General features: G+C 47.8%; 15 protein-coding genes. All 15 read left to right on the top strand.

Features of this window, described 5'->3' with window-relative positions:
* Positions 1-76: 76 nt before the first annotated feature.
* The 15 genes from aroQ (at position 77) to spo0A (ending at position 13,788) form a co-directional block, all read left to right on the top strand.
* The gene (gene aroQ / locus KNO98_RS03395) at positions 77-514 is read left to right on the top strand and encodes a type II 3-dehydroquinate dehydratase (protein WP_214698972.1); all 438 of its coding nucleotides are present in this window, start codon (positions 77-79) and stop codon (positions 512-514) included.
* Positions 510-1,577, top strand: coding sequence for a M24 family metallopeptidase (locus tag KNO98_RS03390; protein ID WP_026825737.1), 1,068 nt, complete (start codon positions 510-512; stop codon positions 1,575-1,577). The genes aroQ and KNO98_RS03390 overlap by 5 nt, the downstream gene beginning before the upstream one ends.
* A 29-nt stretch (positions 1,578-1,606) precedes the next feature.
* A complete protein-coding gene (efp, locus tag KNO98_RS03385) occupies positions 1,607-2,173 on the top strand; it encodes an elongation factor P (RefSeq protein ID WP_026825738.1) in 567 nt (188 codons plus the stop codon).
* Between the two features lie 116 nt (positions 2,174-2,289).
* Positions 2,290-2,739: an acetyl-CoA carboxylase biotin carboxyl carrier protein gene (accB, locus tag KNO98_RS03380; protein WP_214698970.1), complete on the top strand. Its 450-nt coding sequence runs from the start codon at positions 2,290-2,292 to the stop codon at positions 2,737-2,739.
* Positions 2,740-2,746: 7 nt separating this feature from the next.
* Positions 2,747-4,090 carry an acetyl-CoA carboxylase biotin carboxylase subunit gene (gene accC / locus KNO98_RS03375; protein WP_214698968.1) on the top strand — a complete coding sequence of 448 codons (1,344 nt, stop codon included), beginning with the start codon at positions 2,747-2,749 and terminating at the stop codon, positions 4,088-4,090.
* 112 nt (positions 4,091-4,202) lie between these two features.
* Positions 4,203-4,589 (top strand): transcription antitermination factor NusB, encoded by a 387-nt coding sequence (gene nusB, locus KNO98_RS03370; protein ID WP_026825741.1) that lies wholly within the window; start codon positions 4,203-4,205, stop codon positions 4,587-4,589.
* A gap of 63 nt (positions 4,590-4,652) precedes the next feature.
* Positions 4,653-5,489, top strand: a complete 837-nt coding sequence (gene folD / locus KNO98_RS03365) for a bifunctional methylenetetrahydrofolate dehydrogenase/methenyltetrahydrofolate cyclohydrolase FolD (RefSeq protein WP_214698966.1) — start codon at positions 4,653-4,655, stop codon at positions 5,487-5,489.
* Positions 5,482-6,828 (top strand): exodeoxyribonuclease VII large subunit, encoded by a 1,347-nt coding sequence (xseA, locus tag KNO98_RS03360; protein ID WP_214698965.1) that lies wholly within the window; start codon positions 5,482-5,484, stop codon positions 6,826-6,828. Before folD ends, xseA begins: the two co-directional genes overlap by 8 nt.
* Positions 6,803-7,027: an exodeoxyribonuclease VII small subunit gene (gene xseB / locus KNO98_RS03355; RefSeq protein ID WP_026825744.1), complete on the top strand. Its 225-nt coding sequence runs from the start codon at positions 6,803-6,805 to the stop codon at positions 7,025-7,027. Before xseA ends, xseB begins: the two co-directional genes overlap by 26 nt.
* Positions 7,024-7,902 carry a polyprenyl synthetase family protein gene (locus tag KNO98_RS03350; RefSeq protein WP_214698963.1) on the top strand — a complete coding sequence of 293 codons (879 nt, stop codon included), beginning with the start codon at positions 7,024-7,026 and terminating at the stop codon, positions 7,900-7,902. Before xseB ends, KNO98_RS03350 begins: the two co-directional genes overlap by 4 nt.
* A 123-nt stretch (positions 7,903-8,025) precedes the next feature.
* Positions 8,026-9,918 (top strand): 1-deoxy-D-xylulose-5-phosphate synthase, encoded by a 1,893-nt coding sequence (gene dxs / locus KNO98_RS03345; RefSeq protein WP_214698961.1) that lies wholly within the window; start codon positions 8,026-8,028, stop codon positions 9,916-9,918.
* A gap of 6 nt (positions 9,919-9,924) precedes the next feature.
* Entirely contained in the window at positions 9,925-10,740 is an 816-nt protein-coding gene (locus KNO98_RS03340; RefSeq protein ID WP_214698959.1) for a TlyA family RNA methyltransferase, read from the top strand.
* A gap of 155 nt (positions 10,741-10,895) precedes the next feature.
* Complete coding sequence (gene ahrC, locus KNO98_RS03335; protein WP_026825748.1) at positions 10,896-11,345, top strand: transcriptional regulator AhrC/ArgR; 450 nt, start codon at positions 10,896-10,898, stop codon at positions 11,343-11,345.
* Between the two features lie 13 nt (positions 11,346-11,358).
* Positions 11,359-13,056 carry a DNA repair protein RecN gene (gene recN / locus KNO98_RS03330; RefSeq protein WP_214698957.1) on the top strand — a complete coding sequence of 566 codons (1,698 nt, stop codon included), beginning with the start codon at positions 11,359-11,361 and terminating at the stop codon, positions 13,054-13,056.
* Positions 13,057-13,788 (top strand): sporulation transcription factor Spo0A, encoded by a 732-nt coding sequence (spo0A, locus tag KNO98_RS03325; protein ID WP_026825750.1) that lies wholly within the window; start codon positions 13,057-13,059, stop codon positions 13,786-13,788.
* Positions 13,789-13,950 lie beyond the last annotated feature (162 nt).

Genomic DNA, 13,950 nt, shown 5'->3' with positions numbered 1-13,950 from the left:
GGCAGAAGGCTCGATTCACGTTCTTTCGATAAATTTGTTACAATAGATAAGACTTGACGAACGAGGGGGAAGAAGATTGCGGATTTTAGTATTGAATGGGCCGAATTTAAATTTGTTAGGTCGCCGTGAACCAGACGTGTATGGGAACGTGTCGTTAAAAGGCTTAGCTGCCGAATTAATGCTCGTCGCACCGGAGGGCGTCGAACTCACGTTCAAACAATCGAATCACGAGGGAGAGTTGATTGACGCCCTTCACGACGCCTACGATTTCGAAGGTGTTGTATTAAATGCGGGAGCCTACACGCATACGTCAATCGCGATTCGAGATGCCATCTCCGCTATCGCTGCCCCGGTCGTTGAAGTACATATCTCGAACGTGCATGCCCGTGAGGTGTTTCGTCACGAGTCAAAACTCGCAGGCGTTTGCTTAGGAGTAATCACCGGATTTGGGCTCACTAGCTATACGTTAGCATTGCATGCACTAATCGAACATTGGAGGAATCGACATGATTGAACGCGTAAACAAACTGCAAGCACAGTTAGAAGCAAACGAGATTGACGCATTGCTCGTCACAAAACGTGAAAACATTCGCTACTTATCTGGTTTCACCGGATCGAGTGGCGTTATCGTCATCACGTCGAAAACCGCAAGCTTTATCACGGATTTCCGTTATACGGAACAAGCGAACGATCAAGTAAAAGGATACGACATCGTTGAATTGGATACATCGCTTATTAAATCGGTCGCTGACGTTGTATCACGTGACTCGATCACACGTCTTGGAATCGAGCAAGACGCAATGACGATTGGTCAGTATCGGACATATGAAAAAGAAGTAGATGCACATCTCATCGAGACGGCAGGAATCGTAGAAAAACTGCGCTTGATTAAGGATGAATCAGAGATTAAGATTATGAAGGAAGCTGCGGCAATCGCTGATGCAGCTTATGCCCATATCCAGACGTTCATCCGTCCTGGTCGTACTGAAAGAGAAGTTGCGAACGAACTCGAGATGTTTATGCGTTCAAAAGGCGCTGACTCGTCATCATTTGATATGATTGTCGCTTCAGGACTCCGTTCGGCACTTCCGCACGGAGTCGCAAGCGATAAAGTCATCGAATCAGGTGAACTTGTCACACTTGATTTTGGAGCATACTATAAAGGGTACTGCTCTGATATCACGCGTACACTCGCGGTCGGAGAAATCTCAGATGAGTTGCATCAAATTTACGATACGGTTCTTCGCGCTCAACTCGCTGGTGTAGAAGGTACTCGTGCCGGTATCACAGGCATTGAAGCTGACGCGTTGACACGAGACATCATTAAAGAAGCTGGATACGGTGAATACTTCGGTCACTCGACGGGCCATGGTCTCGGCATGGAAGTGCACGAGGCACCAGGGTTATCATTCCGTTCTGAAACGGTGCTAGAACCTGGGATGGTCGTCACAATCGAACCGGGTATTTACATTAACGGTGTCGGCGGTTGCCGAATTGAAGACGATGTCGTCATTACGGAAGACGGATGCTACCGTCTAACGCAGTCGCCAAAAGAGTTAATTACGATTGAGGCGTGAGTCTCGTCTGAATTTAGGAGGAAATTAACATGGTATCAGTTAACGATTTAAAAACAGGATTGACAGTCAAAACGTCTGACGGTTCGATTTGGCAAGTCATCGAATTCCAACATGTAAAACCGGGAAAAGGTGCGGCGTTCGTACGTACGAAGATGCGCAACTTGCGTAACGGTGCGATTCAGGAAACAACGTTCCGTGGTGGAGAAAAAATCGAACGAGCGCATATCGAACGTAAACGTATGCAATATCTCTATCCAATGGGTGACACGTATGTATTCATGGACAACGAATCATACGAGCAACTTGAATTGACAAGCGAACAAGTTAAAGCGGCTCTTCCTTACATGCTTGAAAACATGGAAGTTAGCATCGCAGACTATGAGGGTGAGATTCTTGGAATCGAACTTCCTACAAGTGTTGTCTTGACAATTGTCGAAGCGGACCCGGGCGTTAAAGGGGACACGGCATCAAACGTGAAGAAAAATGCGACAGTGGAAACAGGACATGTGATTCAAGTACCACTTTTCATCGAACCAGGTGAAAAAGTAACGGTTGATACACGTACTGGAGATTTCATGGGTCGTTACAACGGTTAATCAAAGAGAGTGTTCATTCGAATGAATGAACGCTCTTTTTTCTCGTTGCATTCATTGGTCTGACCAGTTATAGTGAAGGAGAGATTAGTACCAGGTATAAACAGGGGGTAAGAAAGATGCAAATCGATCAAATAAAAGAGCTTATTCAATTATTGGACCAATCATCAGTCCATGAAATGGAGCTTGAAACATCTGATTTCAAACTGTCATTAAAGAAAGAAGCGCAACAAACAGCGAGCGCGCCTATCATGCAGACACAAGCATTCGCACCGCCTGCGCCTGCTCCTCAAGTAAATGAACAAACAGAAGAACCGACTCAAGAAAAGGCGTCTTATCGTACTATCACCTCGCCGATGGTTGGAACGTTCTATTCACGTCCGGCCCCGGATAAAGAAGCGTTCGTGAACGTCGGCGACCGTGTCGAGTCAGGACAAATCGTTTGTATTCTAGAGGCGATGAAACTGTTTAACGATGTCGAAGCGGAAATCAGTGGCGAAATCGTAGAGGTGTTAGTCGCCGATGGCGATCTCGTCGAATTCGGTCAACCGCTCTTCAGCGTGAAGTGAGGTCGTTATGAAATTATTAATTGCTAACCGCGGGGAAATCGCGGTTCGAATCATACGTGCTGCAAAAGAATTGAATATCCCGACGGTCGCCGTCTTTTCTGAGGCGGATCGTGAAGCGTTACATGTTCATTTGGCTGACGAGGCTTATTGCATCGGTCCGAATCCATCGAAGGACTCCTATTTGAATATCCCAAATATTTTATCAGTCGCCTGCGCCGTGGATGCGACGATGGTACATCCCGGTTACGGTTTTTTGGCTGAAAATGCCGAGTTCGCTGAGATGTGCGAGGCGTGTGGAATTCAATTTGTCGGCCCAAGCAGCTATGCGATTCGCAAAATGGGAATCAAGGATGAGGCCAAACGAACGATGATCGAGTCAGGGGTTCCTGTCGTTCCAGGTTCAAGTGGTGTCGTCACAGACGAAGAAGCGATGGAACTCGCGCGTGAGATGGGCTATCCGGTCATTATCAAAGCGACGGCAGGTGGAGGGGGACGCGGTATTCGTGTTGCCCGTGACGAAGAAGAACTGACTCAAGGGTTGATTGCGACACGTAAAGAAGCGAAGCAGGCTTTCGGTAACGGAGACGTTTATCTCGAGAAGTTCATCGAGTCGTTCCGTCATGTTGAAGTGCAAGTCCTTGCCGACCAATTCGGTAACGTCATCCACTTAGGTGAACGCGACTGTACGATTCAACGACGTATGCAAAAACTAGTCGAAGAGGCACCATCACCTGCGATTGATGAAACTACCCGGCAAATGATGGGAGATGCGGCCGTCAAAGCGGCAAAAGCCATTCAGTATTCAGGAGCGGGAACAATCGAGTTCATCTATGTCCCTGAATCGAACGAGTTCTACTTCATGGAGATGAACACACGGATTCAAGTCGAGCACCCGGTCACGGAGATGATTACAGGATTCGACCTCGTCCAAGCGCAACTAGAAGTGGCGCTCGGACATCCGTTAGCCATCTCCCAAGAAGACATCACCTTCTCAGGACATTCAATCGAATGCCGAATCAATGCAGAAGATCCATTTATGGACTTCCGTCCGATGGCAGGGAAGATTGACCAATACATCGTCCCGGGAGGCATGGGTGTCCGTGTCGATAGCGGGCTATACGCTGGTGCGATGATTCCGCCATTCTACGACTCGATGGTAGCTAAATTAATTGTTCATGCGCCAACACGTGACGAGGCAATTTTGAAGATGTTGCGTGCATTGGATGAGTTCACGGTTTCAGGGGTCAAAACGACGATTCCGTTCCATCAGCAAGTCATGGCCCATGAACAATTCCGAATCGGTACATTTGATACGAAATTTGTCGAAAAAGAAATGTCATTGGCGAAATAACAACAACCAGGAAGCCCGAACATTATTTCGGCTTCCTGGTTTTTTGTACTGAATTTATGAGTGCTTTATGCTAAACTATCACAATGAAAGCATGTAAAAGGAGAGTAACTGAATGAAACGTCATGAAGCACGAGAGAAAGCGATTCAAACGCTTTTTCAAATCGAAGTATCAAAATTAGAGGTAGATGAAGCAATCGAATTCGCATTGGATGGAGAAGAATCTGATCCGTTTTACGAACAACTCGTCACAGGGACGCTAGAACATATTGAAGATATCGACGTATTGCTCGTTGAGAACTTAAAAAACTGGCGCTTAGATCGCCTCGGTAACGTCGAGCGTACGATTCTACGAATGGCAACGTATGAATTGTTATATGTCGAAACGATTCCAGAGAACGTCACAATTAACGAAGCGGTCGAACTCGCGAAATCGTTCGCGGATGAAGAGGCCGGTAAACTTGTGAATGGCGTACTCGGCAATATCATTAAAGAAGACTAAAAAATAGAGATAAGACACCAGACCAACTACAGAAAAACCTAAAGACAACGGGGGATGAGAGAGATGGCAGTAGTGATCGACGGGAAACAAGTGGCAGCATCATATCGAGCAACGTTAAAAGAGCGTGTAACGGAACTTCGTGCACGCGGCATCGTACCGAAATTGAAAGTAGTGTTGATTGGGGATGACCCAGCAAGTCATAGCTATGTACGCGGGAAGGAACGGGCGGCAGAGGAAATCGGAATCGATTCTCAAGTGCTCCGTTTTGATGAAACAATTAGCGAAACAGAATTGCTCGACTTGATTGACTTGATGAATGAGGATGAGGAAGTCCATGGTATTCTCGTGCAGCTCCCTTTACCGAAACACATCGACGAGTCGCGAGTCATCATGCGCATCTCTCCTAAAAAGGATGTAGACGGATTCCATCCCGAGAACGTCGGGAAGATGATGCTCGGTCTAGACACATTGCTTCCATGTACGCCTCACGGCATCTTACATCTCGCGAAGACACAAATCGAGATTTCCGGAAAACACGTTGTCGTCGTCGGTCGCAGTCAAATCGTCGGCAAACCGGTCGGGATGTTGTTCTTGAATGAATCTGCTACGGTCACATATTGTCACTCAAAAACGGCTGATCTCGGTGCGATGACGCGACAGGCCGATATTTTGATTGTCGCGGTAGGGCGCGCAAGTCTCGTCACTGCAGATATGGTCAAACCAGGGGCAGTCGTCATCGATGTCGGTGTCAACCGGGTGGAAGGTCGCCTCGTCGGGGACGTGGATTACACGGCCGTGAAAGAAAAGGCGAGTGCGATCACGCCTGTTCCAGGTGGTGTCGGTCCGATGACCATTACGATGCTCATGCATAATACGATCGAGGTTGCATCACGTGGCTAACCCCCTTCCGGTTTCAGAGGTCGTTCGGTATGTGAAGCGACAACTCGATGATGATATATTGCTTCGACAAGTCGCAGTCATCGGTGAAATCTCAAATTTTAAACGATATTCCTCGGGTCATTGTTATTTCACGTTGAAGGATGACGCATCTCGTATGAAAGCCGTCATGTTTTCTCGTGATGCCAAACAACTTCAATTTGAACCGAAAGACGGGATGAAAGTTATCGCTGTCTCGAGAGTGACAATGTATGAGGCGACGGGTGATGTTCAGCTGTATGTCGAATTGATGCGTCAAGATGGCGTTGGTCTGTTGTTTGAGCGGTATGAGGCGAGAAAGCGTGAACTCGAGGAAAAGGGTTGGTTCGATTCGGAAAGAAAGCAAGCACTACCCACATTTCCAGAACGAATCGGGATTGTGACGTCTCCTAAAGGTGCTGCACTCCACGATATCGCGACAACCCTTCGACGTCGTGCGCCTCACGTGGCCATTACGTTCGCCCCGGTTGCCGTGCAAGGTGAGATGGCAGCCCCGCAAGTTGCATCTGCCATTCAATGGATGAATGAGCGCACTGATTGTGATGTACTGATTGTCGGACGAGGTGGCGGTTCCATCGAAGAACTGTGGGCATTTAATGAGGATGTTGTGGTGGAGGTGATTTATTCGTCCACCATTCCGATCATTTCTGCTGTCGGTCATGAAACGGACTATACACTTTCCGACTTTGTCGCAGATGTAAGAGCAGCTACTCCAACGGCTGCAGCAGAACTCGCTACAGCAATGATTGATGCGCAACGTAAAGATGTGGAGCGCCTTCACGTGCATTTGCACAAATCGGTTTCGAACCAACTCGATGATCTGCGGAGCAGAGTCAATCGAATGGTCAACAGCTATGGGTTAAGATCGCCGCGTTATACCATTTCACAAAAACGTGAACGATTCGCGCAATCTGAAATCCGACTCGAACAAGGGATGAGACGTCATCTAACCCAAGCCACGCATCAACTTCATCAAGTCTCACAACAGCTTGATTTGAAACGGTTTTCAAAAACGTTGACACAGCAGGGTGAAGAGGTCAATCAAATGACCGCTCGACTCCGTCGTACAAAACCGTTAGAACAGTCAAAACAACAGTTTGCCCAACAGGTGGGACGACTGCATTCGGTCAGCCCGCTTGCTGTCTTATCACGTGGCTATGCGTTCATTGAGCAAGACGGTGCATATGTGCAAAATGTGAAACAATTACGCGATGGAGACATCTCGATTCGTTTTCGGGACGGTCATGCAGTCGCTGAAGTGAAGGAGAGGGTTGTCGGTGACAAAAAAAGAACAGACGTTTGAAGCCGCGCTAGAGCGACTCGAACAGATCGTCGCTCAGCTCGAAACCGGTGATGTGCCGCTAGAGGAAGCCATGACGCTCTATGAAGAAGGTGTCCGCTTGTCTGCTTTGTGTCAGACAAAACTCTCGGCAGCCGAGAAAAAGATGGACGAAATCTTGGAACTCGATGGTACCCTTCGTGAAAAAGGAGGCCCCTCATGAACCGTACCGATGATTTGAAGAAGTGGAAGTTGGCTGTTGAAGAAACGATGCAGGAACTTATCGAATCAAGTGACATGCCGACTAGACTCCGTGATGCGATGTCGTATTCATTAGAGGCGGGAGGGAAGCGAATCCGTCCTGCGCTCGTTTATGCAGTTCTTGAAACGTATGGCATTGCAATCGAGCGCGGGCGGGAAGTCGCTTCGACACTCGAGATGGTTCATACATACTCACTCATTCATGACGACTTGCCAGCAATGGATGATGACGACCTTCGGCGCGGCCGTCTGACGAACCATCGTCAGTTTGATGAGGCGACTGCCATTTTGGCGGGGGACGCGCTATTAACCGATGCGTTTCGCATCCTTTCGGAAGCGAACCTCCCTGCGGAAGCAATCGTCGAGATTATTCGCGCTTTCGGACTTGCCGCCGGAAGTGCTGGCATGGTCGGTGGACAATTAGATGATATGCTCGCTGAAAAGCGGGATGATGTCACGCTTCAGGAACTTCAGTCGATTCATGAACGGAAGACGGGAGCACTGCTCGTCTATGCACTTGAAGCAGGTAGTGTTCTTGCAGGTGTGTCTAAAGAAGACCGGCTTCAACTCAAACAGTTCGGCCGCCATCTAGGTATTGCCTTTCAGATTCAAGATGATATTTTAGATGTCATCGGGGACGAACAGGCAATCGGGAAACGCGTCGGCTCGGATGAAGAGAATGAAAAAACGACTTATCCGAAATTACTCGGACTAGATGGGGCGAAGCGTGCACTTGATGCAGAGGTAGATGCTGCGACCTTTGCAATCCAATCACTTTCGGTTCAAGCACCGTTACTTGTTGACCTGTTGACGTTTGTAGTGAAACGAAATTATTGACCTCGGTGACACGATGAGCACATCGTGTCACCTTTGTTTTGGGGAATGTGTGGCATCTACCGTCACATTCTTGTAAAATGTAAGGTACGAATCAGTAAAATGTGAGGAGAAAGGATGGTCATTATGGACTTGACATCCATTCAAGACCCGTCATTCCTGAAAAGGTTGTCTGTAACCGAACTCGAATCACTCGGTTCTGACATTAGACGGTTCTTGATTGAAAAATTGGCAGTGACGGGAGGGCATTTGGCGCCAAACTTAGGTGTTGTAGAGTTGACGCTTGCCTTGCACCGTGTATTTGACAGTCCGAAAGACCAACTTGTATGGGACGTCGGTCATCAGGCGTACGTTCATAAAATTTTGACAGGGCGTACAGATCAGTTTGATACCCTGCGACAGTATAATGGATTATGCGGTTTCCCGAAACGTTGTGAGAGCGAACATGACGTTTGGGAAACAGGCCATAGTTCGACATCACTTTCGGCAGCGATGGGGATTGCAATCGCAAACGAGTTGAAAGGTCGCGCAAACGATCGTGCCATTGCCATCATCGGGGATGGTGCGCTGACTGGGGGAATGGCGCTTGAAGCGCTGAATCACATTGGTGCCGAAAAGCAAAATGTCATCGTCATCCTGAACGACAATGAGATGTCGATTGCACCGAACGTCGGTGCCATGCACAACATGCTCGGACGTATTCGTGCATCACGAAAATTGAAGCATGCACGTGAAGAAATGGAATCCATCATTAAACACATTCCTCTCGTTGGCAACTCGCTTGAACGAAGTGGGGAACGGGTGAAAGATTTATTGAAGTCTGCACTTATTCCGGGCACTTTCTTTGAAGAACTCGGGTTTACTTACTTCGGCCCGACAGACGGACACGATTTGAAAGATTTGCTCGAGACGCTCGAGTATGCGAAGAAGATCGACGGTCCGGTTCTCGTTCATGTCATCACGAAAAAAGGCAGAGGTTACCGTCCGGCAGAACTAGATGGTATCGGAACGTGGCACGGGCTTGGGCCATATAAGATTGAGTCTGGTGAAGTCATCAAAGGGAAGCCGAAAGGACCAAGTTATTCGAAAGTAGTCGCTGAAACGATTACGAAAGTTGCGGAGTCTGATGAACGGGTCACGTTAATCACGCCGGCAATGAGCGTCGGATCAAAACTTGACTGCTTCACGAAAAAATTCCCGGAACGCATGTTTGATGTCGGGATCGCTGAGCAGCACGCGGTCACGCTCGCTGGTGGACAAGCGACACAAGGATTAAAACCCGTCGTCTCGATTTATTCGACGTTCTTCCAACGTGCGTATGACCAACTCGTCCATGACATTTGTCGTCAAAACCTGAACGTCGTGTTCACGATTGACCGGTCCGGACTCGTAGGGGCGGATGGAGAGACGCACCAAGGTGTGTTTGACATCGCCTTTATGCGTCATGTCCCAAACATTCGCATCTTGATGGCGAAAGACGAAGAAGAGTTGCAACGACTCGTTTATTCTGCTCTTCGTTACGATGGCGGGCCGATTGCGATTCGGTTCCCACGTGGTGAAGGAATCGGTGTTCCGATGAGTGACACGCTTCAGGAGATTTCACTTGATGATTGGGAAGTCGAGGCGGAAGGAACGGATGTCGCGATTTTGACGTTCGGTCCACAAGTTCAAGACGCTCTTGAAGTACGGTCTTTGTTAGAAGGCACGCTCAGCGTTCGGGTCATCAACTGCCGTACGATTAAACCGCTCGATGAGGCCATGCTTGCTTCATTATATGCAGAAGGTATCCCGCTCGTGACACTCGAAGAAGCGGCACTTGCCGGTGGTTTTGGAAGTAGTGTGTTAGAGCATGCGAATGAAGCTGGAACTTTCCCGCGGATTCAACGTCTCGGTATTCCGGATCGCTATATCGAACATGGAGGGGTCAACCAACTCTTAGAAGAGATTGGACTTCGACCTACCCAAATGGCGGAATCGATTGAACGATTCGTCATGGAAACAAATCGACAGAATGTGTGAGGGATTATGGAAAAAAGAACGAAAACTAGATTAGATGTATTGCTCGTCGAACGTGGACTCGCTGAAACACGAGAAAAGGCGAAGCGGTCTGTCATGGCCGGTCTCGTCTATAGTGGGACCGAACGCCTAGACAAGGCGGGCGATAAAGTGTTTGATGATATCCCTCTCGAAGTGAAGGGACAAGCCCTACCGTATGTCGGCCGGGGGGGCTTGAAGCTCGAGAAAGCGCTCGAAGTATTCCCGCTTGACGTAAACGGACGTGTCGGAATCGACATCGGGTCTTCAACGGGAGGGTTTACTGACTGTGCGCTTCAAAACGGTGCGAGCCAAATGTATGCGGTCGATGTCGGGTACAACCAGCTTGCCTGGAAACTTCGGAGCGATGATCGCGTTGTCGTCATGGAACGGATGAATTTTCGTCATGCGACGGCCGATCAATTCCCGATCAAACCAGACTTTGCGACGATTGATGTCTCGTTCATCTCACTACGCCTTATGGTGCCGCCGCTCAAAACTATTTTAAAGCAGGACGGCGTCGTTATGGCACTCGTTAAACCTCAATTTGAAGCCGGTAAAGCCGACGTCGGGAAAAAAGGGATTGTACGAGACCGTGACGTACATGAGCGTGTGGCGAGCGATATGGTTCGCTATCTTGCATCGGAAGGGTTCTTCGTCGAAGGATTGGATTACTCCCCAATCACGGGTGGAGACGGAAATATTGAATTCCTTTTATTCGCCCGTTATACGGGGGTAGGTGGAGTCGAACCATCCCTACGAGTCGAAGACGTGGTGGATGCGGCACATACCAAACTAAAGGGATAAGCAATGGCTACAGACAGATTTGTCTGTAGCTTTTTCTTATCGATGAAGAAGAGATGGGGAATGGTGGAAATACCCACTGGAATGCTAGACCTTTTTTCGACAATACTTTAGAATGATAATGTGTATGTGAAACGAAAAATGAGGTGTCAGCGCTTATGAACAAAGGACAGCGATTGATTAAAATTCGAGACATCGTGACGAATCGTGAAATCGAAACGCAAGATGAACTGGTAGATGAACTACGTCGCTCCGGATATCCGGTCACACAGGCAACTGTGTCTCGGGATATTAAGGAGTTACATTTAGTCAAAGTGCCGTTAAACGACGGACGATACAAATACAGCTTGCCTGCGGATCAGCGCTTTAACCCATACGGTAAAATGAAGCGAATCCTTAGCGACAGCTTCGTCTCGGTCGATTCTGCTCAAAATTTGGTCGTCATGAAAGTGCTTCCGGGAAATGCTGATGCAATCGGCGTCTTAATCGACCATTTGTCATGGGATGAATTGATTGGGACAGTTTGTGGCGACGATACGATTTTAATGATTGCGCGCGATGAAGATAAAGCGAAGCAGATTATCGATCGATTAATCGGAATGTTATGAGGTGAAAGTACGTATGTTAGCAGAACTATCAATCAAACAGTTTGCGATTATCGACGAGTTAAACATTACGTTTAATCGAGGTATGACCGTTCTCACGGGTGAAACGGGTGCCGGTAAATCAATTTTGTTAGATGCGATTGGGTTGCTTGTTGGAGGACGAGGCTCGAGTGAGTTTGTTCGCTACGGTCAGGACAAGGCCGAAATCGAAGGGTTGTTCATGATTGAACCAAATCATCCCGTCATTGAAGCGGCCAATCAATATGGAATTGATGTTGAGGACGGGACTGTCATACTACGTCGAGACTTACATAGTAGTGGAAAAAGTGTTTGTCGGGTGAACGGGAAAATGATGACGCTCTCGACGTTGCGTGAATTCGGGCGACTTCTCGTCGATATTCATGGGCAACATGAGCATCAACATCTGATGGAAGCGGAATTTCACTTAGGAATTCTCGATCACTTTGCCGAGAAGGAAGTGGGCCCTCTATTAGAGGAATATCAAGCAGCATATGCAGCTTGGAAAAAAATCGCCGATGAACTGAAGCGCCTCAGCCAAAGTGAGCAAGAACTCGCGCAGCGGATGGATTTGTTGTCGTTCCAAACAAAAGAGATCGAGGCGGCAGAATTAAAGCCGGGTGAAGAACAGGCGCTGACGGAAGAGCGTGATGAATTAGCCAACTTTGAGCGCATCCATCAACATATCCGTCTTTCTTATGAGGCGGTTGCCGAGGACTCGAACGGACTTGACCAAATTGGCGTTGCGATGCGTGAAATGGGCGAGGCATCACAGCTTTCCACCTCTCTTGCTTCTGTATCCGAGACAATCTCCAACGCATACTATCTGCTAGAAGACGCGAAATTTCAATTGCGCGATCAATTAGATTCGCTAGAGTTTGATCCGATTCGATTGGATGAGATCGAGTCGAGATTAGCCCTTTTCCAGCAGCTAAAACGAAAGTATGGAACAACAATCGAAGAAGTCATCGCATATGGGGAACGAGTTTCCGAGGAACTTAAATCGATGACGAATCGAGAAGAACATTTGCAGACGTTGTCAGATGAGCTTGTTCGATTAGAGAAGGCTGCAAAAGAGACTGGAATAATACTATCTACAGCCCGCAAAGTTGCAGCAAAGTCGCTGGAGCAGGCGATACATCGTGAATTAAAAGAACTGTACATGGGAAAAACAGCATTTGAAGTTCGTTTTCGCTCAACGTCTCTAAAACAAGACGGATTAGATGATGTAGAGTTTTACATGATGACAAATGTCGGTGAACCGTTTAAACCGCTTGCGAAAGTCGCTTCAGGCGGTGAGCTTTCCCGCGTCATGCTCGCACTCAAGTCCATCTTTTCAAGAACCGTCGGAGTGGCCTCGATTATTTTTGATGAAGTCGATACAGGTGTATCCGGCCGTGTCGCCCAAGCGATGGGGGAGAAGATTTTCCGTCTATCTGTCGGGTCACAGGTGCTGTGTATCACTCACTTGGCACAAGTCGCCGCGATGGCAGATCAACACCTTTACATTACGAAAACAGAAACGGATGACCGAACGAAAACGAATGTCGACTCTCTCAATCATGAGAGTCGAATCGACGAATTGGGTCGAATGATTGCTGGAGCTCAAATGACGAACTTGACGAAACAACACGTTGAAGAGTTACTTGAGATGTCACAGCAAGTAAAACAGAAGTTCATCAAAGGAGTGTCATAAGTGATTACATTATGTATTGCGGACGACAATCGAGAAATCGTCGATTTGTTGAGCCGACAACTAGAATCTGAGCCTGATCTTCGTGTCGTGGGAACGGCGCACGATGGTGAAACGTGCTTGGATGTCGTCAAGACACACCAACCGGATGTACTCTTACTCGATATTATCATGCCGCATTTGGATGGAATTGGAGTATTGCAACGTCTTAATGAAGAGTTCGGTGACGAGAAGCCGGAAGTGATCATGCTCAGTGCGTTCGGGAAAGATGAAGTGACGAAACAAGCGGTTCAACTCGGTGCCTCTTATTTTCTCGTCAAGCCATTCAATATCCAACAGTTGTTAACGAAGATTCGAGAATTGTCGGATGGGACGAATCGGGAGTTTGAAGGGATGACACCCGAAGAGATCGAGATTTCACTCTTACTGCAACAAATGGGCATTTCTCCACGAATCAAAGGATTCAAGTACATCCGTCAAGCGGTCATCTATGTGAGGGAGCGTCAAGACTTGCTCGGTCTAATCACGAAAGAGTTATATCCAATGGTTGCGAAAGAACATGAGACGACTTCGTCGCGTGTGGAGCGGGCTATGCGCCACGCGATTAAGACGGCCTGGGGTAACGGGATGCAGGACCATGAAATGTTTGAAGGACGACCGGAGCGTGAGCGAAGCCCGAAAAACTCGGAGTTCATCTCTTACTTCGTCACGTATTTATCGTTTAAGAACAATTAAAAAAATCGATTTGGACTGAGTCATGATCTGGCTTAGTCCTTTTTTATTCAGTTTAAGAAAGAAAGCGCTTGCAAAATATGCGCTCTTTGTTATAATAAAGGTGTACCAAGTTACTTGGACAAGCGTCAGATGAACGCTTTTCAAACTTGTTCCGGAGCATGT

It is taken from the genome of Exiguobacterium sp. s57 (genome assembly GCF_018617685.1).
GTDB classification, from domain to species: Bacteria; Bacillota; Bacilli; order Exiguobacteriales; family Exiguobacteriaceae; genus Exiguobacterium; species Exiguobacterium marinum.
Note: the sequence above shows the minus strand (reverse complement) of the source record. Positions and strands in the feature narration are given on the sequence as shown.

Excerpts from the sequence above, each read along its gene's own strand:
- efp (WP_026825738.1), top strand. The coding sequence starts at position 1,607 with ATGGTATCAGTTAACGATTTAAAAACAGGATTGACAGTCAAAACGTCT.
- accB (WP_214698970.1), top strand. The coding sequence starts at position 2,290 with ATGCAAATCGATCAAATAAAAGAGCTTATTCAATTATTGGACCAATCA.
- accC (WP_214698968.1), top strand. The coding sequence starts at position 2,747 with ATGAAATTATTAATTGCTAACCGCGGGGAAATCGCGGTTCGAATCATA.
- nusB (WP_026825741.1), top strand. The coding sequence starts at position 4,203 with ATGAAACGTCATGAAGCACGAGAGAAAGCGATTCAAACGCTTTTTCAA.
- folD (WP_214698966.1), top strand. The coding sequence starts at position 4,653 with ATGGCAGTAGTGATCGACGGGAAACAAGTGGCAGCATCATATCGAGCA.
- KNO98_RS03350 (WP_214698963.1), top strand. The coding sequence starts at position 7,024 with ATGAACCGTACCGATGATTTGAAGAAGTGGAAGTTGGCTGTTGAAGAA.
- dxs (WP_214698961.1), top strand. The coding sequence starts at position 8,026 with ATGGACTTGACATCCATTCAAGACCCGTCATTCCTGAAAAGGTTGTCT.
- KNO98_RS03340 (WP_214698959.1), top strand. The coding sequence starts at position 9,925 with ATGGAAAAAAGAACGAAAACTAGATTAGATGTATTGCTCGTCGAACGT.
- ahrC (WP_026825748.1), top strand. The coding sequence starts at position 10,896 with ATGAACAAAGGACAGCGATTGATTAAAATTCGAGACATCGTGACGAAT.
- recN (WP_214698957.1), top strand. The coding sequence starts at position 11,359 with ATGTTAGCAGAACTATCAATCAAACAGTTTGCGATTATCGACGAGTTA.